The sequence below is a fragment of the Kangiella koreensis DSM 16069 genome (genome assembly GCF_000024085.1).
Taxonomy (GTDB): Bacteria; Pseudomonadota; Gammaproteobacteria; order Enterobacterales; family Kangiellaceae; genus Kangiella; species Kangiella koreensis.
Map to the genome: position 1 here is coordinate 2,393,051 of NC_013166.1, position 26,311 is coordinate 2,419,361.

Here is a 26,311-nt window from a genome sequence, read left to right on the forward strand (position 1 = left end):
AGTATTGGATTCGCCCATTCAATCAATATAGTTTAGAGTATTATCGCACAGGGGATTTTAAAATCTCTTCGTGAAATTCGAACAATACACAATAAAAAATTAACCACCATATATTAAAAGCTGATGGAGAAATATAATGAAAACCAGATATCTAATCACTATCTGTTTATTAATGATCTTGAGTATTTATTGCTTACCGCAGGTTGTTAACGCAAATAACCAAGAGCAACATTTTGAGCCATTAAAAGCATACCCTGAACAACCACCTCTTGGCCGTTTACCACAATCAGTCCGCCCCACTATGTATTGGCTAGACTTAACCATAGACCCAGACAAAGGCAGCTTCAATGGCATTGTTCGTATTAACCTTGATATTGATGTAGAAACACAGCATATTTGGCTTCATGGAAAAGATATAAAAGCACAATCCATCCAATTGCTGCTCTCCGATGGAAGTACTGTTAATGGGCAATATGTGCAGGTTGATAACACAGGGGTAGTTAAACTAACTTTTGAACAAGCAATTTTTCCTGGTAGCGCCCAGCTTCAAATCAATTATGAAACGCATTTTAACAATAATCTTGAGGGACTATACCGAATTAACGAGGCCGGGATAAACTATGTGTTTACACACTTCCAACCCATTTCTGCAAGATTAGCTTTCCCAGGATTTGACGAACCAGCATTCAAAGTTCCTTTTAATTATACAATCAAGACTAGAGTACAGAATAAAGTTTTCGGTAATTCTCGCGTCACTTCTGAAACAGCTGTTGGTGATGGTTGGAAAGAGGTTCGTTTTGCGCAGACCCAACCCTTACCAACATATCTAGTAGCTTTCGCAATTGGTGATTTTGATGTGGTGGAGTGGCAAGATATACCAACTACCGACATCCGACACAAAACCATACCTTTACGAGGAATTGCCACAAAAGGTAAAGGAGACCAATTGAACTATGCGCTAGAAAATACAAAAGGGGTTCTCATCAACCTCGAGCAATACTTCGAGATCCCCTTCCCCTACGAAAAACTTGATATTGTTGCAGTACCAGAAATGGCTTTTACAGCGATGGAAAATGCGGGGTTGATAACTTATCGTGAACAACTTTTACTGCTGGACAATAATGCACCGCTCCAACAAAAGCAAGCTTACCTCTCGACACATGCTCATGAAATAGCCCATCAATGGTTTGGAAACTTAGTAACTTTGGAATGGTGGGATGATCTTTGGCTTAATGAGGCTTTCGCTACTTGGTTGTCTTATGTTTCAAACAGCCAAACTTATCCTGAATATCAGTTTGATCAGATGTTACTTAGCCGCTCTTTAGGTATCATGACCGCCGATAGTTTAATGAATGCACGCACCATCCGCCACGACATCAATAACAATGACGAAGTTCAATCTGCTTTTACTGGGATAACCTATATAAAAGGTGGTGGGTTATTAAGTATGCTAGAGGCATTTATTGGGAAAGAGAACTTTCGTTCAGGCATAAAAAATTATCTCAAGAAACATGCGTTTAAGAATGCTAATGCTGATGACTTTATAACAGCATTAGGAGAACAATCTAGCATAAAATCTTTAACACAAATCAAACAATCTTTTTCTAGCTTTCTTAACCAGCCAGGCATCCCTCTTCTTAACCTCAAGTTTAGCTGTAAAGATACACTAAAACCAAGCATCTCTATAACACAGTCACGCTATCTTCCATTAGGGTCAAAAGGCTCCACCACACAAACATGGGATGTTCCTGCTTGTATCAAATATTCAGTTAATGGTCATCAGAAGACACTGTGCGATATAATAAAACAAGAGCAACAGGTTCTAGTATTGCCAGAAGAACATTGCCCTTCATTTATCATGCCAAATTCGAATGGTTCTGGTTACTATCGTTTTAGTCTTTCAAAAGATGGCTGGCAATCGCTATTAAAGCATAGCGCTCAGCTTAGCGCGGAAGATATGATGTCTATAACGAATAATCTTGAAGGTGCCATAAACGCTGGGAAGCTCAAATTTAACGAGCTTATTGAAATTACTCCAACTATCATTGACAATAATTCGGCAGCTATTAGCTTGCAACCAATTTATCTACTTAGCTTTGTCTATAATAATATAGCTGAGAATAAACAGCAGAAAGCAAAGCTCGCCAAACTTTATCGCAGCCTTTATGGCCAACGTCTCAAAGAGCTTGGTCTTGTCAATAAAGATACCGACTCCATCAACGCTATTCAGCTTCGCACTCAACTAATAAGTTTTTTGTCTAATGAAGGAGAAGATAAAGCCATTAGGAAATTCCTCTTAGATATGGCAATCGCCTATACAGGATATATGGGCGACAACAAAGTTCATCCAGAAAAAGCTGATAGCAATGTCATAAAAACTGCCATTAAAGTCGCTGTAGAGGACCTCGGAAAACCTTACGCACAACATTTAAGGAATCTTCTTGAGAAAGCAAAAGAGGGATCTTTACGTAATCAAATACTTAGCGGCTTGGCATCTATAAAAGACCCAGAGTACGCAGCTGAAGTTAGAGACTTAATATTAACCCCATCTATTCGTGATAATGAAATTGGGTTACTGATCTTTGACCAACTAAGCAGCAGTGAAACACGCGCACCTATGTGGAAATGGTTTAAAGAGAATTTTGAGCACATCAAATCTAGAACCCCCCCTTCCTATCATGCTGATTTGGTTATTGTAGGCCAGTCATTCTGTTCTGCTCCTGAAAAAGAAGAGTTTATTTCATTCTTTCGACCGTTAGTAAAAGGTAATGCTGCAGCAGAGCATAAATTTCAACGACAAGTTGAAGTGATTGAACTATGTATTTCACAAGTTGAATTTCATCAAAAATACGTCGACAAATACCTCAAATTGCAGTAGTGGTGATATATTAATAAAGAAGGCGCCTATAGGCGCCTTTCTCATAACAGATTGCCTATTAATAACTAGGATAACCAACCTCTGCTTTTACTAAAGTTTGAGAACCATAATAGGAATATACCCACAATCGACAATACCGCTGGTAATGCTGCGGCTTGCGAACCTAAAAGTTCTATACTGTTACTCATAAACAAAATGTAACTGGCTTGCACCAGAATCGCCAGTAATGAGATAAGGAAAAACAATTGAGCAACACTTTTTCTGAGTAGTAATAAAATGCTGCCTAAAGCTCCAGAGAATACAGCCGTTGCGAAAGCACCGGTCACCCAGGCAGGAGTGGCATTATGCAGCTGCTGCATTACCTCATCCATTTGAGCAAAAGCTTCTGGTGTGATTAAACGCATACTAATGTATTGATAGACTCCAACTAGATTCCAAGCCAAAGACAATATGGCAATAACCCAGAACCACATAGGTAACTTATTCATAGTAATTTCCCCCATTGATGTAACTTTTATTTTAATAACACTCTTGTTATACCTTAACTTTCATCGAAACATCAATTGGTTATTTTTCTTGCTGCACCTCTTGTAAGCCCACCGCAATCCATGATGACAACAAACACATGATGGTCATTACAATCATCACCGCCCGCAAACCAAAGTATTCTGCGATGACGCTAAACACGGCTCCGGCTAACAACAAAAGACCAATAATAGTGTTTGATAGTGCGGTATAGGCTGCACGATTGTCAGCATCAGCCATGTCCACTAAATGAGTTGAACGGCCCAATCGGACGCCATGATAAGCAATCATTAAGATGAACAGTAGTGCAGGGAGGACAATGAACTCCCGCAATACATTTTGCCAGTCGAATATGGCGGTCATAGCCAGCGCCAAGGCCGCAAAAAGCCCAGAATAAATCAAGACTCTACGACTCGATTGATCCGATAAATGACCCCACACGTAACTGCTTAATAAACTAGCCAATGCCGAGGCTAGCACCAGGGAACCTAAACCACTTAACCCGTTGGCTACCCCACTTTCACCGCCTAAGGTCACCATAAATGGCGGGGCCAACGCAGTAGCAATCAACAACCCTCGCACCGCAATAAATCGAACTAATTGCTTATCCCTGACCAGTAAAGATAAATTTTCACGTGCTACCGTTAACGGATTGCCACCACCCTCGGTTGCGCCTTTTTCTTCAGCTAAGCTGGTAAACATCACACTGGCAAAAATCCATAAAGCGCCAGCAACTAATAAACCGCCGAGCACTAAAATTTGCCTTTCCAGCCAGCCTGAACTTAATAACAAGGCATAAGCAATCACAGCACCAGCAGCAATCGACGCAGCTAATCCTGTGGTGCGTCCGCGCATTGATTTTGAAACCGTTTTACCCAGAACATCTTTGTAAGAAACCGAACAGACACTACGCGCCACAGCCAGAACTGCCAGCAAACCTAAAATACTCCAACCTGCGAAATCTGGCGCCAGAAATAGCGCACTTAACGCCATACCGATGGCGCAAGCTCCCTGCACAAAACTTCCCACTACCCATGCCCATTTACGCTGCGGCATGCTTCGTAACGCACCGGCAGTAAACAGTTGCGGCAACAAGGCGCCTGCTTCGCGGATTGGAACCAATAAACCAACCATAAAAGAGGAAGCCCCTAAAACCGACAGCAACCAACTCAAGATCAGTTTCGGATCAATCAAACCATCCGCTACCTTTGTGGAGGTTAGCGAAATGACATGAGTAACAACGTTTTGGGGTTGATGACGACAAGCTGCCTCGGGAATGTCTTTACAGACCCGACCATCGTCTTCTGAGGTGAGGGATTGATAAACCGCCTCCAGAGTGGAGGCGGTTTCATTTGAGTTTGATTGAGCTTTTGATGACTCAGTCATAAAACTCCTGTGATGGATTAATATTATAAGTTGTATTCATTCAACAACGATTATGAACTGACCAAATACTTTGACTATATTCATTCCAGTGCTCATGGTTTCGCTACTCAGCGAGTTACTTTTCTTGCGTGGTCAAGAAAAGTAACCAAAAGAAGACCACCCCGTGATTGAGGTTTCGCTTCGCTCAACTACCTTCGTATCCGTCAAGCCATTTTACGCACCGCAAAATACGTTCCATCCATGGCCCGAATTTTGCTATTCAAATCATCCACGATTTGAATTGCTATGTCTTGCCTTCAACTCAGCTCAATCAAAGGGGATATATTGGTGCAAACTTCAATAGCCCTACTAAACTTACATTTCTGGAGTTAAATCCACTTATTTAAGTTTATAGGATGGGTTAGGCGTTAGCCGTAACCCATCAAATTAGTTTAAGCCTGATTAATAAACTGACGTAACACGTAATGCAAAATACCGCCATTTTTGTAGTATTCAAGCTCTACGCGAGAGTCGAGTCGCGAAACCGCTTCAAACTTGATAACTTTATCGGATTCGTCATTGGCGACAGCTTCTACCTGAACGGTTTGTCCGGTAGAGATACCTTTATCCAAGCCTAGAATATTGAAAGTTTCATCACCACGTAAGCCTAAAGTCTCGGCGTCTTCTCCTGGTTTAAACTGCAGAGGAAGCACACCCATGCCCACCAGGTTGCTTCGGTGGATACGCTCGTAGCTTTCTGCGATAACCGCTTTAATACCCAGCAGGGTTGTACCTTTTGCTGCCCAGTCACGTGATGAGCCACTACCGTATTCTTTACCGGCCAGCACCACTAATGGCGTATTCGATTCATGGTACCTTGTCGCTGCGTCATACACTGTCATCGTTTCGCCGGTTGGAATAAAGCGCGTATAACCACCTTCTTTATCCACCAACTGATTTTTGATGCGCACGTTCGCAAAAGTACCACGCACCATCACTTCATCATTACCACGGCGCGAACCGTAAGAATTGAACAGTCGTTTTTCAACGCCCTTCTCCGTGAGATATTGACCGGCAGGTGAGTTTTCAGAAAAGCCGCCCGCTGGTGAAATATGGTCAGTGGTAATTGAATCGCCCAATTTAAGCAGCACTCTTGCTCCTTCAATATTACCGGGCTGCTCAATTTCAGGTTTTAAGCCCTGGAAGAATGGCGCCTGCTTGATGTAAGTTGATTTATCATCCCATTGATAAACCTTATCTTTTGAAACTTCCATATTGCGCCATTGCTCGTTACCCTCGAAAATCTCGCCATAACTTTTTGCATAATCGGCGGGCGTTAATACTTCACTCATCACTGCGCCGATTTCTTCATTGGATGGCCATAAATCCTTAAAGTAAACCGGCTTATCATCAACGGTATAAGTTACCGGTTCACTCTTGAAATCAATATCCACTCGTCCGGCTAGCGCGTAAATAACCACCAGCATGGGCGACATCAAGAAATTCATTTTGACATCAGGATGGACTCGAGCCTCGAAGTTACGGTTACCCGATAATACCGATGACACGATCAGGTCATTCTCTTTCACCGCTTTAGCAACAGGGTCTGGTAGCGGTCCTGAATTACCGATACAGGAAGTACAGCCATAACCCACCAGGAAGAAGTTAAGCGCTTCCAGATCATCCATTAGCCCCGAATGTTCCAGATAATCTGTTACCACTTTCGAGCCAGGTGCTAATGAGGTTTTAACCCATGGCTTCACTTTCAAACCTAAGTCATTGGCTTTTTTCGCGACCAGACCGGCGCCTAACATGACGCTGGGGTTTGAGGTGTTGGTACAGGAGGTAATGGCCGCAATCGCAATCGAACCATCGTGCAACTGATAATCTTCACCCGGTACATCAACCGTTTTAATCAAACCTTTTTTGTTATCCGCAGTAGAGCGGTCTTCCAGCAATTGATACTTACGACCATAATTCAGCTCCATCAAAGACTGGAACTGAGTTTTTAAATTGGTCACTTCAATTTTATCTTGCGGACGTTTCGGACCAGACACGGTTGGCACCACAGAACTCAAATCCAACTCAACCACACTGCTGTATCGGATCTGATCTTCATCAGCACGCCATAGCATATTATTTTTGCAATAGGTTTCAACGCGCTTAATCACTGATTCATCGCGATTGGTGTCACGCATGTAATCCAAGGTGCGATTATCAATCGGGAAATAAGTCACGGTACAACCAAACTCTGGCGACATATTGGAAATGGTTGCGCGGTCAGTGACTGCCAGCCCATCCAAACCATCACCGAATACTTCTACAAACTTGCCAACCACACCATGCTTACGCAGCAATTCGGTAATGGTTAACACCAGGTCAGTAGCAGTTGTTCCCAATGGCAAATTACCAGTGAGCTTCAAGCCAACCACTTCTGGCATCAGAAAATAAATCGGCTGTCCTAGAATCGAAGCTTCAGCCTCGATACCGCCAACACCCCAGGCCAATACGCCAATCCCGTTCACCATAGGCGTGTGCGAATCAGTACCGACCAAAGTATCCGGAAATAAAGCGCCATCACGCTCAACCACGCCTTGCGCTAGATACTCAAGGTTTACCTGGTGGCAAATCCCCATGCCCGGAGGCACTACTGTAAAGTTATTAAACGCTGTTTGTGCCCACTTGAGGAATTGATAACGCTCACGGTTTCGCTCATATTCCATATCAATATTCTGTTCGAGCGAGGTTTTGCTGCCGAAGAAGTCAACCTGAACCGAATGATCCACTACCAGATCCACCGGAATCAGCGGATTGATTTTCTTGGCATCGACACCATGACGACTGGCTTCCTGACGTAAGGATGCCAAGTCGACTACCGCCGGCACACCAGTAAAATCTTGCATCAGCACGCGCGCAGGCTTAAAAGGAACCTCTTCCTGCTTCGGCATCGGTTCCCAGCCGAGTAAGGTTTCAATATGTTCATCGGTAACGCCCAAACCGTCGTGATTACGTAAGGCGTTTTCTAAAAGAATTCGGATTGAGAAAGGAAGTTTTTTGATGCCATGACCTTTCTGGTCCAAAGCAGCCAAACTCCATACATCAAAGTTTTCACCACCTACTTTGAGTTGCTGCTTACTATCTTGTGCTATGTTGCTCATTCGTGTCTCCCTATCCAGTAACTAATTGTTAAATCAGACAGTTATATGCATATCACTATAGCGCAATCAGACCCTACTTTGGAAATAAACCCTTGTAAAATGTGTGCTTATTGGTGCTTTATCATAGTTTAAATTTATCAAATGCAATGTGAGCGAAAACTAGCCTATAACAGAGATTCTGGTATCATATGCGCTCTAAATTAACCCTGTCAGCCGCAACTCGGGCTGGCTTCGTAATTTCTGGAATAGGACACCTTGGTATGAGCCTTGCACAAAAAGTTTTAGCCGTTAATAACGACCTCCCCATTCGTACAAACCAACCTGTCCATAGCGGAAAAGTTCGCTCCGTTTATTGGCTCACAGAAGAAGACAGCAAGCGTCTGATTCAAGAACGTGGTTATAACGTAGCAGCTGACGCGCCATTGGCCATTATGGTAATCAGCGATCGTATCTCTGCCTTCGATGCCATCTGGCACGGTGAAGACGGTTTGAATGGCGTTCCCGGTAAAGGCGCTGCGCTAAACGCTATCTCTAACCACTGGTTCAAATTATTCCGTGAAAACGGTTTGGCCGACAGCCATATTCTGGAAATTCCCCATCCTTTCGTCTGGATCGTACAAAAAGCCCGTCCAGTGATGATTGAAGCGATTGCCCGCCAATACATCACAGGTTCCATGTGGCGCGCCTACGCCAAAGGCGAGCGTGAATTCTGCGGAATCCGTATCCCGGACGGCCTACAGAAAGACCAGAAACTTGATGAGTTGTTAATCACACCATCAACCAAAGGTATCTTGAAAGGTATTCCAGGCGTACCAGAAGCAGACGACGTCAACATCACGCGTCAAAACATCGACGATAATTATCAAGCCTTTAACTTCAACAGCAAAGACGACATCGACTTGTACGAAAAATTGCTCAAAGAAGGCTTCGACGTCATCAGCAGCGAGCTGGAAAAATTAGACCAGATGTTCGTCGATACCAAATTTGAATTTGGTTATGTCACCGACAAAGACGGTAACGAAAAATTGATCTACATGGATGAAGTCGGCACCCCAGACTCATCACGCATCTGGGACGGTAAAGCATTCCGCGAAGATGGCAAAGTGGTCGAAAACTCAAAAGAAGGCTTCCGCCAATTCTTATTGAACCACTTCGAAGACTCAGACATCCTGCTCAACAAAGATCGCATGGACGAACGCCAGGCGCTAGCCCGCGACAACGCCCTGCCAATTGACGCACTGATGGATGTTTCCAGAACCTACATCGGTATCGCAGAAAAAATTACCGGCAAGAAAATTGAATTGTCTGATAATCCAAAAGCAGAAATTATTCAGATCTTAAAAGACGAGTTTAAACTGGTTGATTAACTCAGTTTATAAGCTATAAAGAGAAAGGCGGGTTATCCCGCCTTTTTTATACTCTGTTTAAAGTCACTGGATCCCGCGGTAAGTGACCTAAGGAAATGCCCGTGGTACGACCGAAGGAAGTACCTTTAGGTACCGCGGATACAGTCACAAGGGATTATTTTGGTATCTCAGAAAGTCGCTCCTTATCAACTGAATTCAGCCATAACAAATAACTCTCATTCCACCTTTTTTATATCTTCTTAAAGTCACTGGATCCCGCGGTCAAGCCGCGGGATGACTTATCGGTAGAGAGTATCGTATTAATTAGAACCGGCACTGTTTGAAGGTATAGATGTAAACTTCCTCTAAATTCAACTCAATCATAATAAATACCTGTCATCCCGCGGCTTGACCGCGGGATCCAGTGACTTTTCTTTTAAAAAAACTTTTAAGTTATTTTTGGATAAAGATCATTCCAGTAGGGATTCTTTGATTCAATTAAATCGACCTTCCATTGTCGTTTCCATTCCTTGAGTCTTTTCTCTCGATTAAGCGCAGTTTCAATAGAGTCACATTGCTCATAATAAACTAACTGATGAACCCGATACTTTTGAGTAAAACTTTCTACAACATTATTCTTATGCTGCCAAACTCGCTTAATCAAGTCTGAAGTCACTCCAACATATAAAGCGCCATTTCGTTTAGTCGTCATAATGTAAACGTAATAATTATTTTCCATAACATTCCCTGTTATTTTACCTCTATAAAAGCTTCTCCATTACCTCGCCCGCCTTTCCTGCTATCTGATAATCCACCACCGAACTGTTAGTGGGCTCTGGATTAATTTCTATCACTGTTGCTCCCTGACTTTTAGCGAGTGCGGCAAGGCCTGCAGCGGGATAGACTTGGCTGGATGTTCCAACGGATAGAAAGAGGTCACAAGAATAAGCGGCACTTTCTGCTTCGCTCCATGCTTGTTCAGGAAGTGCTTCGCCAAACCAGACGACTGAGGGTCTAACTTGTCCGCCACAATAAACGCACTCTGGTACTTGCTCTATTCCTTTTACGGGTTCATGGTGGGTTTTGCTGCACTGCAGGCAGTGATTGCGCCAGATATTGCCGTGTAATTCGGTGACGGGATCCGAGCCTGCTTTTTGATGTAAACCGTCGACATTTTGGGTAATCAGGCTGACGGTTTGTCTGTGGTTGCTTTTTTAATTTTCTTGCCATTGAGCAATCGCAAGGTGGGCGGGATTGGGCTCTTTATCTTTATTGACGTCGCGACGCCATTGATACCATTGCCAGACGGTTTGTGGATCTTTGAGGAAGCCGTCGATGCTGGCCAGCTGTTGCGGGTCGTACTGAGCCCAGAGTCCTTTACCTTCCTGGGCATCACGAAAGGTGGCGATACCACTTTCCGCGGAGACACCAGCGCCTGTTAAAATACAGACGCGTTTGGCGCTTTTGATATGATCGAGAACTTCCTGCTCGATGTGCATTGAGCTTTTTTACTATTAAAGCTTATTTGCTATCAGGACGCGGATAGTTATCGGCTAATTCTTGATACAGCTGATGTCTGAAGTCTTCTTCTGAAGAATCTAGTTTATTCAGAATTTCTACCAACACTTCATTGTCTTCACGACCATCCCACTCTTTGATGTAGGTGCCTTCTTTGTAGCCTTTATCCTGACGGAAAAAGTTTAAGGTATTTTTACCGACGTAACTTTTAAATAACTCTTCGAAGGGCATCTCCATTTGCTGCATGCAACCGGCGAAACTGGCGCCATCAAAATGTTGATACATCACTGCCTGTCCTGCCATCACTTCGAGCGTTTGTTTAAAGTCATCTTTTAGTGTTGGTTCAAGCATTTCGTTGGTAAGTTCTTCGGCGATAGCTTCGAAACTCGTCTCACCATCAATCCGTGAACTTAAACCAAAATGAAAAATATCCACTAGTTCCATCTTCACTTGTTCCGCATCAGGCTTTTGATGCTTCCACCACTTCCAACCATAGTGTTCCAACATTTCAGCACATTCGATCCAAATCGCGCGATACCACTCGAAATTTTGGTCAAACCATTTTTCATTAACTTTCGAATTCATGGCGTTCTGCATTTCCAGCATCACTGCAATTTGTCTAATCATTGTTTCTTTGTTTGGCATAATGGTTCCTTAAATACTTTATAAACTCCCCACTATTGGGGAATGACAATACTTAACTGTTTATTATAAATTTAGACTACCAACTTTTATGACGTTTAACCAATTCGTAGGCTGCTTTAATTTCCTGGGTCTTTTCGGTGGCCATTTTGATCATCTGTTCTGGCAGCCCTTTTGCTACCAGTTTATCAGGATGATGCTGTGACATCAGCCGACGGTAAGCCCTTTTTACAGTTTGCTGATCATCGCTGGCTTTGACGCCGAGTACTTGATAGGCCTGTTCTACGCTGGGACCACTGGCTGCTTGATAGCCTGGGCCACCATGCTCGCCACCCTGTTGTTGTGAATGCTGATAAAATCGTTGTTGAGCCTGCACCATTTTAATCAGCTGGTCGATCATAAAGACGGGGAAACCAAGTGATTTTCCAACGTCATGCAAAACTGCTCTTTCGCGTTCGTGGACAATGCCATCGGCCATCGCCATGCTGATCTGCACTTCCATGAACATCTGCATCAGGTTACGACGTCTATGACATTCGCGCTTAAATTGCTCAAGCACGCCGTCCAGATCAAAGTCCTGATTTTTGCCCTGATTGAATAAATCTACCGCTAATTTGCGAGCAGTTTGATCGAGGCCCATGCGACGCATAACTTCTTCTGCATGGCGAATTTCAACATCAGTCACTCGACCATCGGCTTTCGCAATATGCCCCATGACTGAAAAGGTTGCGGTAAAAAAGGCTGCCTGCACGCGCTCTTGCGAACCCGGCTCCAGGTCTTCCCCTTTCTTATCAATTTGATGGCCAACCACACCACCTAAAATCGCACCGATTGGCCCGCCAAAGGAAAAGCCAATCACGCCGCCTAATAATTTTCCAAACCAACTCATACGTTTTTATCGTTCTCTAGGTTAAATTCATCAGTTAAATTCAATGGTTTTCAGTTTACGCTGAAAACTCTCGTTTAGTGACTGCAAGCGCTCAGGGGTTCCAATATCGTGCCAACGCCCCTGATATAGTTCATAGGTCACGTCATCCTGCTCCATCAACTGACGCAAGATTGGGCCTAGTGGAATAGCCTCATCTTCAGGCAGATCTGCAAACACCTTGGGCTGATAGACGCCAATACCAGAAAAAGTCAGTTTAGGCTCACCTTCTGATTTAACCTTGCCGCCTTCTGTGACACAAAAATCGCCCTCTGGATGGTGCTCAGGATTAGGTACCAACACAATGTGCGCGCTGCTCTCTGGCGCTTTAGCAATACCCGTATAGTCAATATCAGTCCACACGTCACCATTAACTACGATGAATGGTTCATTCTCGAAAAAATCCAGTGCCTTCCGGATTCCGCCAGCGGTTTCCAGCGCCTGCTCTTCGGGTGAGAAGCTCAGGTTCACGCCCCAATAGGCACCGTCGCCAAGATATTCTGGGATTAGCTCACCCAGCCATGAGGTGTTGATAATGATATCGCTAATACCGGCCTCTTTAAGCGCTTCGATATGCCATTCGATGAGCGCTTTACCATTCACTTTCAGCAATGGCTTAGGCCGCTCGTCAGTCAGCGGACGCATTCGCTCGCCACGACCAGCAGCCAGAATCATGGCTTTCATGCACCGACTCCCAGCGCATCTTCCTCAACACGCTTGCGATAGAGCGGCATGATGGTGTCTTGTAGCCATTGGTGAAAATTAGCCATTTCAGGATAGTTTTCTGATTGTTGAAGAATATAGTTGAGGGTTAACGGGATATCTTTCAAGTAACCCGACTTGCCGTCGCGGAAATTGAGTCGAGAGAAAATACCCGCGACCTTAATATGGCGCTGCAAACCCATCCAATCAAACCACCTCAGGAAAGTCTGCTTTTCAAGTGAGAAGGGCGATTGTTCAATAAAGTAGTCAACCCACTCAACGACCTTATCCTGTGGCCATTGGATATAGCAATCACGCAATAAGGACAATAAGTCATAGGTTATCGGGCCATAGACCGCATCCTGAAAATCAATAATGCCGGGGTCCTTGCCCTCGATATGCATGATATTTCGTGAATGATAGTCACGGTGTACGAATACCTGCGGTTGTTCCAATGCATTAGAGGTCAGCTGTTTGAAGGTATCATCCAATAACTGATGCTCCTGTTCCGATAAGGGGTAGTTCAGATAGCGGCCTAGAAACCACTCTCGGAACAGCTCCATCTCGGTATTCAACAGAGTGCTGTCGTAAGGCGGCAGTGAATCCGCGTTATCAATCGACTGCATGGTGACCAGGCTATCGATGGCGCTTTGATAGAGTGCGTCGGCACTTGAAGCGGATTCAGAAGGATTAAGTAGTAGTGGTAAGTACAACTGGTCGCCTAAGTCCGAGAGCAACATAAAGCCATCGGTAAGGTCATAAGCTAATACTTGCGGGGCATTGACTACTTTGAGCATGTTAGCGACTTTGATGAATTGTTCGGAATTTTCATGCTCGGGAGGGGCATCAACGCAGATCCAGCTGGTATCATCATCTTGCCAGCGGAAATAACGGCGGAAACTGGCGTCACCGGACACCATGCTCCATTGCAATGCCCCAATATCGGGATTGATATGACGGATTTTGGCGTATGCCCAGTTTTTAAGAGCTTCTTGTCGGCTATCTTTTTCCATTATAGGTTTTCATTTGTGCAAATAAGCGTTTATCATTGTGCCATTCTATCACTTGGTCACTTTCCGCGCCTTGAAACCTATGTAACAAAGCGTTGGTGGCGAATAGCGGAAGGTAAAATAACGGATACATGGTAAGCAAGAAAACTCCTTGGGTACACCCTTTTTTAGCGACTGGCTTCCTGCTTGCGGCATCCTCTGTGCCAGCGACCGGTTTGTCTGCTGAAAACCAAACCATAAGCCAACCAGCAGCCTCTAAGGAAAGTCTTTCTGAAGAGACTGATAAAAATGAGCTTGTCAGTAAAGACATTGGTTTTAAGTTCCCCGAGTTCTACACCTGCCCCAGCGAGCCGATGGAGCCAATTCGTTATCAAGCAGTTCGTAGCGAAGAACAAGGCCCGATTAAAGTCTATTCGGATAACGCGGTACGCGAAGGCGATAGAGCTTATTTGAATGGTAATGTGGTGGTCACTCAAGATGGACAGCAACTTACAGCCAAAAGCCTCACAGCCGATAACCAAACCCAAAGCTATCGAGCTGAAGGTGACTTATTATTTACTAACCAGAATTTTGTCGTCGGTGCTGATAGCCTGAGCTACCAAGCCCTTGAGGGCAAAACTGAAATTAGCAATACCCGCTTTCACCTATACAGCAACAATGGCAATGGTTCAGCAGAGACGATTACCATAGATAACAACCAGGTTTTAACGCTTTCTGACTCTGAGTTTTCTACCTGCCCAACCAATCAGCGAAGCTGGGCTTTTGAGTCCGACGAGATTGTTATTGACCGGGAGAGTGGCTGGGGTAAAGCCTATAACAGTGTGGTTAAAGTAGCGGATGTGCCGGTATTCTGGCTTCCTTATTTTACTTTCCCGATTGATGACCGTCGCAAAAGCGGCATCTTACCACCCTCTTTTAGTAACTCGGATCGTAATGGCCGTGATGTTAGTGTGCCCTATTACTTCAACTTAGCACCTAACTATGATTTAACGCTCACTCCACGCTACATGACATCACGTGGTTCCATGTTGGGCACCGAGTTCCGCTATTTAACTGAAGCCAGTCATGGTGAGCTATTTTTTGAAGCCTTACCAAACGACAAAGACCCAAATGCTCTGGGTGATAAACGCTGGCAATACAATGTGCAACATCTGACCGAAATAAGCGATAACTGGAGCACCGGCATCAAGGCTCGCAACGTCAGCGACGATGGCTATTATCAGGATTTTGGTGGTAGCCTGGAAAACAGCAACCAAGATATCCTCTCGCAGAACCTATATGTTCAACATCGAAGCAAAGACTGGCTGTTTCGTACCGAATATCAGGACTGGCAGTTACTGAATAGTCCGGTAGAGCGCTATACCATTGCTCCACGTATACAAATGACTCGCTTTTTTGAACCCGATGAAAATGGTTTTCATGCACAAATTCACAGCGAACTGACTCGATTCGATAAAGATAACGCTATTACTTCCAATCGCTATCATTTTGAGCCATCTATTGGCTGGAGCCATGAAACCTTATACAGTTTCTTCCGCCCTCAGGTACGTTACTCGGTGACTCATTATCAACAGGAAGAACTCGCTGGTAATGTTGAGCACCTCACTCGAACACTGCCTACAGCCTCACTTGATACAGGCCTTTATTTCGAGCGTTTCATAGACGATGAAGATGAACGCTATACCCACACTCTGGAGCCGCGGCTTTTCTACCTTTATACACCTTACGAAGCGCAAAGTGATATTGGTATCTACGATACCAGCTTGCCCACTTTCAACTTTACCCAGTTGTTTAACACCAACCGATTCAGCGGAATTGATCGTATTGGCGACGCCAATCAAATCAGCGGTGCATTAACCAGCCGAATTTTAGATTCTGAAGGGCGCGAGAAGGCCTCCATGTCATTGGGCCGGATTGTTTATTTATCAGATCGACAGGTGCAACTGATAGACACCGTGGGTCGAGAGACCGAAAAGCAATCAGGACTACTTGCCGAGGTCAACTGGCGATGGACCGACGCCATTGAATTCAAATCAGTTATAGAGTGGGATGATCAGACCAATGATACAACTCATGGTTTGATCAATATGCACTATGAGCCCCAACCTAACCACATTATCAATCTAGGCCACCGCTACCGCGAGCGTCTGGATAGAAGACAGGAAGAAGCAGAGCTGGCTTTTGCCTGGCCGATCAAAGATAATTGGCGGCTTTTAGGCCGTTACAACCAAGATTTGGTAGAAAATCGAACCAATGACTCCTTTCTTGGTCTAGAGTATGAATCATGTTGTTGGGCTGTACGCCTAGTTGCACGACGATACTTGAATATTCAGCTCGATAGCGAAGGATTCATCTTGCCGGGGCAAAGCGATGAACATAACTCCGGCGTCTTTTTACAGTTTGTCCTAAAAGGGATTGGTAGTCTGCGCGGCAGCACCACAGAGTTTTTAGAAGACAGCATTTACGGTTACGAAGATTTATTAGGCAAATAATCTATGATTCTTAAAAAAGCATTAATTGGTTTTACTTTATGCCTTGCGGCGTTTTCTCTACAGGCAGAAGTCATTGATAAAGTTATTGCGCATGTTGATGAAGACGTCATTTTGCAAAGCGAGCTTGATCGCAAAGTGATTCAAGCCAAACAACAGATTCGCTCACGTGGCGGTCAATTACCACCAGAAGATGTGCTAAAAAAAGAGCTGCTTGAACAGTTAATTATTCAAAGCTTACAGTACCAGATGGCAGTTCGTTCAGGCATGCAACTACAACCGGCTGAACTTCAGCAGTATGCAGCTCAAGTCGCACAGAGTAGTGGCATGACACTTGATGAGTTTCGCTTGAGTCTAGCCCAGCAAGGTATTGCCTATGAATTATTTCTGGATGACTTACGTAAAGAAATCTTAACCGGCCAATTACGCGATGCTTTTGTATCTCGCCGCATTAAAGTCAGCGATAAAGAGATTGAATCACTCATTCAGTCAATGAATGCACAAAATCAGGTCGAGTATCATCTTGGACATATTTTGATTGCTGTGCAGGAAGACGCTGACGAAGAAACCCAAAAGCAAGCCAAGCAGAACGCTCTAAAGGTGATGAAGGAGCTTAAGGCTGGTGCAGATTTTGCTGAAACTGCCAAAGTTGTTTCAAGTAGCCCTGATGCAGCAGAAGGCGGTGATTTTGGCTGGCGCACAGAAAGCAATATGCCAACCCTGTTCGCTAATGTGGTGAACTTTTTAGATACCGGCGATATTTCTCAACCAATTCGCAGCCCTTCAGGATTTCATATTTTAAAGATTAAAGACAAGCGTGGCGAACAGCAGCACTTGGTTCAACAAACCAATGCCCGTCATATTCTAATCCGCCCAGATGCTATTACTACTGAGTCCAACGCTAAACAGCAACTGCAAAATATTCGCCAACGTGTACTTGCAGGCGAAGCAGACTTTGGGGATGAAGCGAAAAAACACTCTGATGACCCGGGCTCTGCGAAACTCGGTGGTAATCTTGGTTGGAACAACCTAGGTGTGTATGACCCTGTATTCGAACAAACCTTGACAGATCTTGACGTTAATGAAATCAGCGAACCATTCCAATCTAACTTTGGCTGGCATATCGTCCAACTCCTTGGCCGTCGCACCGATGATCAAACCGATGCGATGAAACGCCAACAAGCTATGCGTATTTTACAACAGCGCAAGTTTGGTGAAGAAGTTGAAAACTGGATTCGCGAATTACGTGACGAGGCTTACGTCAAGAAGATTGTGGAAGAAGACGCTTGATCCAACCGGCAAGAATTTTGATTACGGCAGGGGAACCTGCCGGAATCGGCCCTGAAATTATAGTTAAACTGGCCCAAGAGCCTTGCAGTGATCAATTGATTGCCTGCGCCTCTCCCACACTTCTTAAAGATACCGCGCAGCAATTACACCTTCCTCTTGAACTTAGCGTGTTTAATACCAATGAAGAGGCACTAGCTCATCGCATTGGCCACCTTTGGATTGTTCCGGTAGAGTTAGAATCCCCCGTGATCGCCGGTAAACTTAACCAGACGAATGCGGCTTATGTTATTAAGACTCTTGATACAGCACATCAACTAGCCATTAATGGAGCTGTTAATGCCATTTTAACTGGCCCAGTTCATAAAGGGATCATTAATCAATCTGGTTTGGCGTTTACTGGGCACACTGAGTTTTTTGCTGATAAGAGCAACGCCCATAAAGTTGTTATGATGCTGGCGACAGAAGGATTGCGAGTTGCTCTGGCGACGACACACCTACCTTTGAAAGAAGTGTCTGGCGCAGTCACGCCACAGCTACTGCAAGAAGTGATTGAGATTCTCATTCACGAGCTACAGAGCAAATTTTCCCTAAAGCGTCCGAAGGTTCTGGTCTGCGGATTAAATCCCCATGCTGGAGAAGATGGCCACTTGGGTCGTGAAGAAGTTGATACCATTATTCCGACTCTAGAAAAGATGCGTACTCAGTTTGATGCTGAATTGATTGGGCCAATTCCAGCCGATACAGCCTTTCAACCCAAGTGGTTAACGCAAGTAGATACAGTTTTGGCCATGTACCATGACCAAGGCCTGCCGACCTTAAAGTACAAGGGGTTCGGCAAAGCCATTAATTTAACTCTCGGACTGCCTTATATACGAACCTCTGTTGATCACGGTACCGGGCTGGATATTGCAGGACAAGGCCTTGCTGATATCGGCAGCATGCATTATGCGCTACAATTCACTCAGCAATTGATAAATAACAGAAAATCAAACTAATCACTTAAGTTACTAACTCATGGCAAAATCTCGTATGGTTCAGGGTCATCAGGCCCGCAAGCGATTCGGACAGAACTTTTTATCCGATAACCACTATATTCAGCGTATTGTTGAATCGATAGCCCCTCAGGAAAGTGATCGACTGGTTGAAATTGGCCCTGGTCTTGGTGCTATAACCGAACACCTGGTCGATAAAGTATCTGAACTGCATGTGGTTGAACTGGATCGTGATCTTATCCCGCGTCTGGAACAAAAGTTTAGCCAAAACACAAACCTTACCATCCATCAGAGCGATGCTCTTAAGTTTGATTTTCGCCAGCTGGCAAATGATAAGCCCATTCGAGTCGTCGGCAACCTGCCTTACAACATTTCAACCCCACTGATTTTCCATCTACTGAATCAGCGGGAAAGCATCAAAGACATGTACTTCATGTTGCAAAAAGAAGTGGTAGAACGAATTTGCGCCCAACCAGGTACCAGCTCATATGGCCGTTTGAGCGTAATGACTCAGTACTACTGTCAGGCCGACTTGTTATTTCTGGTTCCGCCAGGGGCTTTCCAGCCTCCACCTAAAGTCGAGTCTGCCATTGTTCGGCTGCAACCTTATTGCGACTTACCCTATCCAGTACAGGATGAACAACTGCTTGGACAGATTGTTACAGCAGCTTTTGGGCAACGTCGTAAGACTCTACGCAACAGCTTGAAAAAATTTATTAATGAGACTGGCTTAGAACAGCTGGGCATCAAACCAACAGAGCGTGCCGAACAACTTTCTTTATCACAGTTTGTCGATATTTGTCATCAAGTGGAATTAAACCAAGCGGATTAAGTGCTTGTTTGGTCAAGAATTTTGCCCCTTTACAGCATCGATGACTTTGACTATTATGGAAATTCATGGAAATCACTCAAGGATATGAGTATGAAATCTAACCCAGTACCTTATATGGAAGATGCCCGTCGTTTTTACCGAGTAACCGTTCACCTACCAGTGGCTGTTCGTCAGCATGATTCGCAGGTATTCCTAACTGAAAGCCTCGACATTTCTGAGGGTGGCGTTCTGATTAAAAATAATCTCGGCGACCGAGTTAACTCAGGCGATGTTGTTAAAGTTCATATAGAAGGCATTCTCGGTGAGGATGAAAGCAAAATGATATTACATGCCATGCGCATTGTTCGAATTGATGACGAGAAAATTGCGCTGGAATTTGTATAACCCCATTCCACAACACCTCTTTCACCCTGTGGTTACTACACCTGTTTGTTGAGGACTGATGCTTTTTTTTTTAGCTCGTACGGGCTATCATGCACACATCAACCATTAGTCCTTTGACTCCCCTAATGCAAGACTATCAAAAGCAATTTATTGAGCTGGCACTTAGCAAAAACGTCCTTAAATTCGGCGAGTTCACCCTTAAAAGTGGACGCTTAAGCCCTTATTTTTTCAATACAGGGTTATTCGACAGTGGCTATGACCTCGCACAACTTGGTCGTTGCTATGCACAAACCATTGTTGATCAGAAGATCTCCTTTGATCTGTTATTTGGGCCAGCTTACAAGGGCATTCCACTGGTAAGTACCACCTCTGTTGCCCTGTCAGAGCATCATAATATCAATACCCCATACAGCTTTAACCGCAAAGAAAAGAAAGATCATGGTGAAGGAGGCAATATTGTCGGTAGCGCACTTCACGGCAAAGTCTTAATTATTGATGATGTTATTTCAGCTGGAACGGCAATACGCGAATCTATTGATATCATTAAAAACAGTGGCGCAGAACCTTGTGGCGTTTTAATCGCTCTGGATCGACAAGAGCGTGGTCAGGGTGAACTATCAGCCGTTCAGGAAGTCGAACGTGATTATGGCATCCCAGTCTACTCTATTATCAAGCTCGCCGACCTCGTCAACTATTTGCAGCACAACACAGAATTTGGCAATTTCTATGATAAAGTACTTGAGTATCGTCAAACTTACGGTGTTTAGTCACATCCTTTAATCCCATTGGAGTTATATGAAAAAATACCTGCTTCTTTTTCTAAGTCTGTTGCTTGTTAGCCAGGTTGCTTTGAGCAAAAATTTTTATCGCTACAAAGATAGAGATGGTCGTTTAATCGTTAAAGACTACCTTCCTTCCGAAGCGGTAATGGTTGGTTATGAGGTTATTAACGAAGAAGGTCGGGTACTTGAGAGAGTACCAGCCGCACTGACAGCTGAAGAAAAAGAAGCGGAGCTAATCAAACAGCAGCAACTCGAAGCATTACAAAAGAAGCAAGTGGAAGAAAGACGTCGTGATATTTTATTGATGCGCCAATATAAAACTATCGAAGATATTCAGCGTACTGAAAAAAATCAGACTGCGGCTTTGCGTGCGAACATCGATCTGCTTGATAGTCATAACTCGAGCCTTACCAAGAAGCTTGAAGAACTGCAGGGGCGTGCAGCAAACTTTGAGCGTCAAGGCAAAGCCGTTCCGAAAAACACACTCAAAGAAATTGAAGCAACCAAGTCTCAAATCAAGACCAACAAAGCATCAATAGTTCGGTATGAAAATAAAATAAAAGCGATCGAGGAGCAGTTTCAGAACGACTTGATTCGTTTCAAAGAGCTCCAAGCGCTACAGCTGATTGAGCGTAATCGTACCAATGGTAACAGCGTCAGTAATAGCTCAGTCTACAGTTGCCCTGATAAACCAGCCTGTGATAAAGCTTGGAAGTTTGCACAAATATTTGCTCATGAAAATGCATCAAACAAACTCGAAATTGTCACAGATACATTAATTGTTACCGGCAAAGCGCAAAATGAGAATCAAGTGTCTTTATCTATTACTCGCATACCAGGTGAGGCCGACAATATGCAAATTGTTATGGAAGTAGGGTGTCACACATCAGAAGCAGGAGCTAAACTTTGCAGCAGTCAGGAAGTGATAAATCTTAAGAATCAATTTATCGACTACCTGACTGAAAGAGAAAGCTTATAGCATCGTTATTTAGCCTAGTTAGTCCAAATAAACTAAACCAATCACTAACGGCCATTGCTGCTCCCAACTCGCTAGTGGTGATTGTAAAAAGTCTGTTCTAACGTATTGCTGAATACGGCCTTCAACAATTGCCATCAATAAATTTGCGCGACTAGCAACATCCGGATCAAACTTAGCACTAACCGCAACTTCATGCTGTCGCAATTGTTGTTTAAGTTGCGTTTCAATGCGATTAAATAATTGACTAATACGTCCTCTCAAACGCTCATTCTCACCAGCCAGGGCCTCCCCGGTTAGCAATCGACATATTCCCGGATTACGACTGGCAAAGGTTAGAACCAAAGTCATAATCTGATAACATTGTTCGCGAATGTCTTCTTGCTCTTTGCTAATACGATTTACTCTCGAAAATAATGCTTCTTCAGTAAACTCAATTAATCCTTCAAACATTCGCGCTTTACTTGGAAAGTGGCGATATAAGGCAGCCTCAGAAACACCAACCTCCTGAGCTAATTTTGCGGTGGTAATTCTTTCCCCAGGACCTTTCTCCAACATTAAAGCTAAAGCTTGCAAGATCTCTTCTTTCCGCTTGGAATTCTTTTTGGTTGTCATAATTCTCTCTATATCTTTTCAAACTTATATTAAGGTGTATGCATTAAAAGTTGATTTTTAACTTCGGTGCTATCGCTAATAACTGCTCCCTCAGCAGCGTCTTAACTTGTTCTAGCGCATCGCTGGAATCTGCTTCGAACTTAACCACGATGCTCGGCGTCGTATTAGAAGCTCGAGCTAACAACCAGCGATCAGGATATTCGACACGAATACCGTCAATCGTTGAGATTCTTCCTTCACCGAACTGGGCCTTCTTGATTAAAACCTCAATCAGTTTAAACTTAATTTTATCAGCCACTGGCACATTGATTTCTTCAGTTTCCAGGCTTTGTGGTAATGGTTCAAAAACTTCAGCCAATGACCTCGGATCTTTTCCCAGAATTTCCAACAAACGAGCTGCCGCATATAATGCATCATCAAACCCATACCAGCGCTCTTTGAAGTAAATATGACCACTGCCTTCCCCACCCAATTGCGCACCAGTTTCCTGCATTTTGGCTTTCATTAATGAGTGGCCTGTTTTCCAGATAATTGGATGCCCACCATGTTTCTTGATAATTTCCGGTAAATGGCGCGTGCACTTCACATCGTAAATAATTTCAGCACCATTTTTACGAGACAGCACATCCATCGCAAATAACATCATCAGGCGGTCGGTCCAAATTACATTACCCTGATTATCAATCACACCTAATCTGTCGCCATCACCATCAAATGCTAAACCAACATCCGCTTTTTCCTGCAATACCATCGCAATCACATCTTGCAGGTTTTTCGCATGATTGGGGTCAGGATGATGATTTGGGAAGTTACCATCAATTGTGGTATGCAAGCCGATCACGTCACAACCAAGCGCCTGAAATAATCGTGGTGCAATATTACCGGTCACGCCATTGCCACTATCAATAACCAATTTCAATGGTTTATCAACCTTAACATTAGAAGCAACTTCTTCTAAATATTCTTGTTCAATTTTATGTTCAGTAACCTGACCATGACCACTTAAGAAATCTTGCTCTCTGATTCTGGTATAAAGCGATTTAACATCTTTTCCATGTAGGGTTTCTCCGGCCAGGACAACTTTAAGGCCATTATGGTTACTAGGATTATGGCTACCCGTTAGCATCACACCTGAATGGGTATCTAGTTTATGAGTGGCAAAATAAAGTAGCGGTGTTGGCACCATGCCTAGATCGATGACATTACGTCCGCTTTCAATTAAACCTAGCTTTAAAGCTTCATGCAGTTCGGGACTAGAAAGACGACCATCTCTAGCTACCACTACATTCTGCTCCCCACGCGCATACGCCTCACTACCAATTGCTAGCCCTAACGCGTAAACGACACCCTCATCAAAATCTTTGTCGACTCGGCCGCGAACATCATATTCACGGAAAATATCTGCACTTATTTCGTGGCTGAGAGTTTCTAGGTCATAGTTTCCATTATTTAAAGGAGCTTGTTTTTTCGGTCTTGCTGACTCTTGCTTTTCCCCAGTATCATCTTCAACATTCAGCCCGCTATCAACTACTTCTTCATCATCCTGTTCCTTTTCGGCAGGCTCTTGAAGACCAGCTAATCGACGATAACTGGAAGCCATATCATTGAAAAATTTCAGGCTGAAGTGGTTTGGCATATGCTGATCGTCAATCCCCTGAATAAAGTCACGAGCATCTTTATTCAATAAGCGTTGCAGACTTAGCATAGGCATTAAAGCAGCAATCAATAGCGCTATAACCGCACCAAGCATTAATAGAATGGGAAGTAGCCCCGCAGTAGCCAAAAAGTTACCCGAGCCCTGCCAAAAGGCGATCGTCCAATTAGCACCAAACGCGGGGGAAACAACCAAAGGATTTCCTGCTCCAGGGTTCGTGCCCACAGCAGCTATAGTGTGATGCGATTCGGCAAAACTCTGGCGCAATTCAAAATAGGTTCCTGGATCTGCGGCTCCCAATAGGCTCACCATCTGACTGGGTTGAACAGTGAGCATCAAAGCTCGCTGGTCATTTAATTTATGTACAAATGCAACATAATCCACCTGCCCTTTATTCAAAATCAACTCAGGAGAAACCTCTTCGCCAGCCATCGATTTTCTTAATAAGTCGACCACCACATGAGTCACAATAGGGCGATTGTCCAAGTTAACCTGAAAATCTTCGGGAGAAAAGAATTGAACCTGATCTGCTTGTGGAATGGATGCTTTCAAGTCGCGAACTAATTGGACCTCATCAGTTTCATCACCGGTTTGGCTAGCGACAGCAATAGTGCTTTGAATTTGGTTAATCTTTTGTTCGATGAGATCAGCACGCTCTTCAATCTGTGAACCGATCAATTGCTTTGCTTGTGCTTCAAGTGGTTGCTGGATACCCAGGTAATACAGCACCGCCCCAACTACACATAACAAAGCCAAACCAATAATCAGTGGTAGTAGAAAAAAGCTAACCAGACTTTTACCTTTCCCCATGCATCCCCCTTATAGAACCTTCGCGGTCTCATTGTTTGCATTGATAAAGCAAAGAGCTGATAACAGCACTTATCGGTCACCTCTTGCGTAACGCCCGATGAACTATTTTATACCAGGCAAGAAACTGACTAACTGTTGTGCTATCACTGTTTTCAGCGCAGGTCCTAACCGCTCTACCTGCATTGCTCCATTGTTTTTATAGTAAACACTCACTTCATTATTGTCACTTGAAAATCCAATATCTTTACGGCTGACGTCATTAGCACAGATAACATTGATGCCCTTTTTGGTCATCTTAGCTTCCGCATATTCTTCAATATTGTTGGTTTCAGCCGCGAAACCAACACAAAAAGCTGCATTTTGCTCTGCGGCCCATTTCAAAATATCCGGATTTTGCATCAACTCGATGGTTAAGCCATTATCAGATTGTTTCTTCAGTTTTTGTGGGGCAGCTTCAGTTGGCCGATAGTCTGATACCGCCGCACAGGCAACAAAAGTATCAATGCTCTTAAACTCACTTTTTACGGCTTCAAACATTTGCTGTGCTGTTTGTACGTCAATACGCTTAATTGCAGAGCTGGCAAGCAAATTCACAGGCCCGGTCACCAATACTACCTCAGCACCTGCTTTAGCGGCAGCCTCAGCAATGGCAAACCCCATCTTGCCTGAACTTCGATTCGCTAAATAACGCACCGGATCAATCGGCTCTACTGTTGGGCCGGCAGTGATCAACCAGCGCTGGCCTTGCAAAGGCTTATCATTGAAGTGATCATCAATTCGGTTTAATAAATCGGCAGGTTCCAGCATTCTACCAGGACCGACATCGCCACAGGCTTGGTCGCCCTCATCAGGCCCCCAAATCTCGATGCCTTTTTTAATAAGCTGCTGAATATTATTTTGCGTAGCAGGGTTAGCCCACATTTGCTGATTCATGGCTGGTGCTACGGCAATCGAACTATTGGTTGCTAAGCACAGCGTCGTCAATAAATCATCTGCCATCCCAGCATTCAGACGCGCCAAAAAATCGGCAGAAGCTGGCGCAATAACAATAAAATGCGCCCATCGAGCCAACTCAATATGCCCCATCGCGGCCTCAGCAGCCGGGTCGAGTAGATCATGATGAACCGGATTGCCACTGAGTGCCTGTAGCGTCAAAGGTGTAATAAATGCTTGCGCACCTTTAGTCATAACAACTCGCACTTCAGCGCCTGCTTTTTTCAGGTTACGACACAGCTCCGCACTCTTGTACGCAGCGATACCACCTGTAATGCCCAGAAGGACTTTTTTCCCTTGCAACTTCATGCTAACCGATTGATTTAACTTAACTTATAATGTTTGGCACAGTTTACGCCTTTACGCACAAAATTTATAGCGAAAATCCTAGTTACAGTTTTGCTCTGACTATTTATCATTCCTCA

General features: G+C 44.1%; 20 protein-coding genes and 1 pseudogene. 9 read left to right on the forward strand and 12 right to left on the reverse strand.

Features of this window, described 5'->3' with window-relative positions:
* The first annotated feature begins 136 nt into the window (after positions 1-136).
* Complete coding sequence (locus tag KKOR_RS11060; RefSeq protein WP_015781216.1) at positions 137-2,878, forward strand: M1 family metallopeptidase; 2,742 nt, start codon at positions 137-139, stop codon at positions 2,876-2,878.
* Positions 2,879-2,943: 65 nt separating this feature from the next.
* On the opposite strand, the gene KKOR_RS11065 is transcribed toward KKOR_RS11060, so the two are convergent.
* The 3 genes from KKOR_RS11065 to acnA all read right to left on the reverse strand — a co-directional run bounded on the left by KKOR_RS11065 (position 2,944) and on the right by acnA (position 7,926).
* The gene (locus tag KKOR_RS11065; protein ID WP_015781217.1) at positions 2,944-3,366 is read right to left on the reverse strand and encodes a hypothetical protein; all 423 of its coding nucleotides are present in this window, start codon (positions 3,364-3,366) and stop codon (positions 2,944-2,946) included.
* Between the two features lie 79 nt (positions 3,367-3,445).
* Positions 3,446-4,789 (reverse strand): MFS transporter, encoded by a 1,344-nt coding sequence (locus KKOR_RS11070; protein WP_015781218.1) that lies wholly within the window; start codon positions 4,787-4,789, stop codon positions 3,446-3,448.
* 431 nt (positions 4,790-5,220) lie between these two features.
* Positions 5,221-7,926 (reverse strand): aconitate hydratase AcnA, encoded by a 2,706-nt coding sequence (gene acnA, locus KKOR_RS11075; RefSeq protein WP_015781219.1) that lies wholly within the window; start codon positions 7,924-7,926, stop codon positions 5,221-5,223.
* Positions 7,927-8,186: 260 nt separating this feature from the next.
* On the opposite strand from acnA, the gene KKOR_RS11080 reads away from it, so the two are divergent.
* Positions 8,187-9,293 (forward strand): phosphoribosylaminoimidazolesuccinocarboxamide synthase, encoded by a 1,107-nt coding sequence (locus KKOR_RS11080; protein ID WP_015781220.1) that lies wholly within the window; start codon positions 8,187-8,189, stop codon positions 9,291-9,293.
* Between the two features lie 427 nt (positions 9,294-9,720).
* On the opposite strand, the gene KKOR_RS11085 is transcribed toward KKOR_RS11080, so the two are convergent.
* The 6 genes and pseudogenes from KKOR_RS11085 to KKOR_RS11110 all read right to left on the reverse strand — a co-directional run bounded on the left by KKOR_RS11085 (position 9,721) and on the right by KKOR_RS11110 (position 14,072).
* Positions 9,721-10,011 (reverse strand): GIY-YIG nuclease family protein, encoded by a 291-nt coding sequence (locus tag KKOR_RS11085; protein ID WP_015781221.1) that lies wholly within the window; start codon positions 10,009-10,011, stop codon positions 9,721-9,723.
* A gap of 22 nt (positions 10,012-10,033) precedes the next feature.
* Positions 10,034-10,771, reverse strand: a pseudogene (locus KKOR_RS13685) (SIR2 family NAD-dependent protein deacylase).
* Positions 10,772-10,793: 22 nt separating this feature from the next.
* Complete coding sequence (locus tag KKOR_RS11095) at positions 10,794-11,435, reverse strand: dUTP diphosphatase (RefSeq protein ID WP_015781222.1); 642 nt, start codon at positions 11,433-11,435, stop codon at positions 10,794-10,796.
* A gap of 76 nt (positions 11,436-11,511) precedes the next feature.
* Complete coding sequence (gene djlA / locus KKOR_RS11100; RefSeq protein ID WP_015781223.1) at positions 11,512-12,321, reverse strand: co-chaperone DjlA; 810 nt, start codon at positions 12,319-12,321, stop codon at positions 11,512-11,514.
* 30 nt (positions 12,322-12,351) lie between these two features.
* Entirely contained in the window at positions 12,352-13,041 is a 690-nt protein-coding gene (murU, locus tag KKOR_RS11105; protein ID WP_015781224.1) for an N-acetylmuramate alpha-1-phosphate uridylyltransferase MurU, read from the reverse strand.
* Positions 13,038-14,072 (reverse strand): aminoglycoside phosphotransferase family protein, encoded by a 1,035-nt coding sequence (locus tag KKOR_RS11110; RefSeq protein ID WP_015781225.1) that lies wholly within the window; start codon positions 14,070-14,072, stop codon positions 13,038-13,040. The genes murU and KKOR_RS11110 overlap by 4 nt, the downstream gene beginning before the upstream one ends.
* Before the next feature lie 128 nt (positions 14,073-14,200).
* Between KKOR_RS11110 and KKOR_RS11115 the strand changes: the two genes are divergently transcribed.
* From KKOR_RS11115 to KKOR_RS11145, 7 genes are all read left to right on the forward strand, one after another.
* Positions 14,201-16,561, forward strand: coding sequence for an LPS-assembly protein LptD (locus tag KKOR_RS11115; RefSeq protein ID WP_015781226.1), 2,361 nt, complete (start codon positions 14,201-14,203; stop codon positions 16,559-16,561).
* A 3-nt stretch (positions 16,562-16,564) separates the two neighbouring features.
* Positions 16,565-17,848: a peptidylprolyl isomerase gene (locus KKOR_RS11120; RefSeq protein ID WP_015781227.1), complete on the forward strand. Its 1,284-nt coding sequence runs from the start codon at positions 16,565-16,567 to the stop codon at positions 17,846-17,848.
* On the forward strand, positions 17,845-18,843 hold the full coding sequence (gene pdxA / locus KKOR_RS11125) for a 4-hydroxythreonine-4-phosphate dehydrogenase PdxA (protein WP_015781228.1): 999 nt from the start codon (positions 17,845-17,847) through the stop codon (positions 18,841-18,843). The genes KKOR_RS11120 and pdxA overlap by 4 nt, the downstream gene beginning before the upstream one ends.
* A 19-nt stretch (positions 18,844-18,862) precedes the next feature.
* A complete protein-coding gene (rsmA, locus tag KKOR_RS11130; RefSeq protein ID WP_015781229.1) occupies positions 18,863-19,672 on the forward strand; it encodes a 16S rRNA (adenine(1518)-N(6)/adenine(1519)-N(6))-dimethyltransferase RsmA in 810 nt (269 codons plus the stop codon).
* A gap of 90 nt (positions 19,673-19,762) precedes the next feature.
* Positions 19,763-20,056, forward strand: a complete 294-nt coding sequence (locus tag KKOR_RS11135; RefSeq protein ID WP_015781230.1) for a PilZ domain-containing protein — start codon at positions 19,763-19,765, stop codon at positions 20,054-20,056.
* A gap of 125 nt (positions 20,057-20,181) precedes the next feature.
* The gene (pyrE, locus tag KKOR_RS11140; RefSeq protein WP_015781231.1) at positions 20,182-20,823 is read left to right on the forward strand and encodes an orotate phosphoribosyltransferase; all 642 of its coding nucleotides are present in this window, start codon (positions 20,182-20,184) and stop codon (positions 20,821-20,823) included.
* Between the two features lie 28 nt (positions 20,824-20,851).
* On the forward strand, positions 20,852-21,817 hold the full coding sequence (locus KKOR_RS11145) for a hypothetical protein (RefSeq protein ID WP_015781232.1): 966 nt from the start codon (positions 20,852-20,854) through the stop codon (positions 21,815-21,817).
* An 18-nt stretch (positions 21,818-21,835) separates the two neighbouring features.
* Here the strand turns inward: KKOR_RS11145 and slmA are convergent, their stop codons facing one another.
* The 3 genes from slmA to coaBC form a co-directional block, all read right to left on the reverse strand.
* Positions 21,836-22,429 (reverse strand): nucleoid occlusion factor SlmA, encoded by a 594-nt coding sequence (gene slmA / locus KKOR_RS11150; protein ID WP_015781233.1) that lies wholly within the window; start codon positions 22,427-22,429, stop codon positions 21,836-21,838.
* Positions 22,430-22,472: 43 nt separating this feature from the next.
* Positions 22,473-24,893 (reverse strand): phosphomannomutase/phosphoglucomutase, encoded by a 2,421-nt coding sequence (locus tag KKOR_RS13690; protein WP_015781234.1) that lies wholly within the window; start codon positions 24,891-24,893, stop codon positions 22,473-22,475.
* Between the two features lie 102 nt (positions 24,894-24,995).
* Complete coding sequence (gene coaBC / locus KKOR_RS11160; RefSeq protein ID WP_015781235.1) at positions 24,996-26,195, reverse strand: bifunctional phosphopantothenoylcysteine decarboxylase/phosphopantothenate--cysteine ligase CoaBC; 1,200 nt, start codon at positions 26,193-26,195, stop codon at positions 24,996-24,998.
* Between the last annotated feature and the right edge of the window lie 116 nt (positions 26,196-26,311).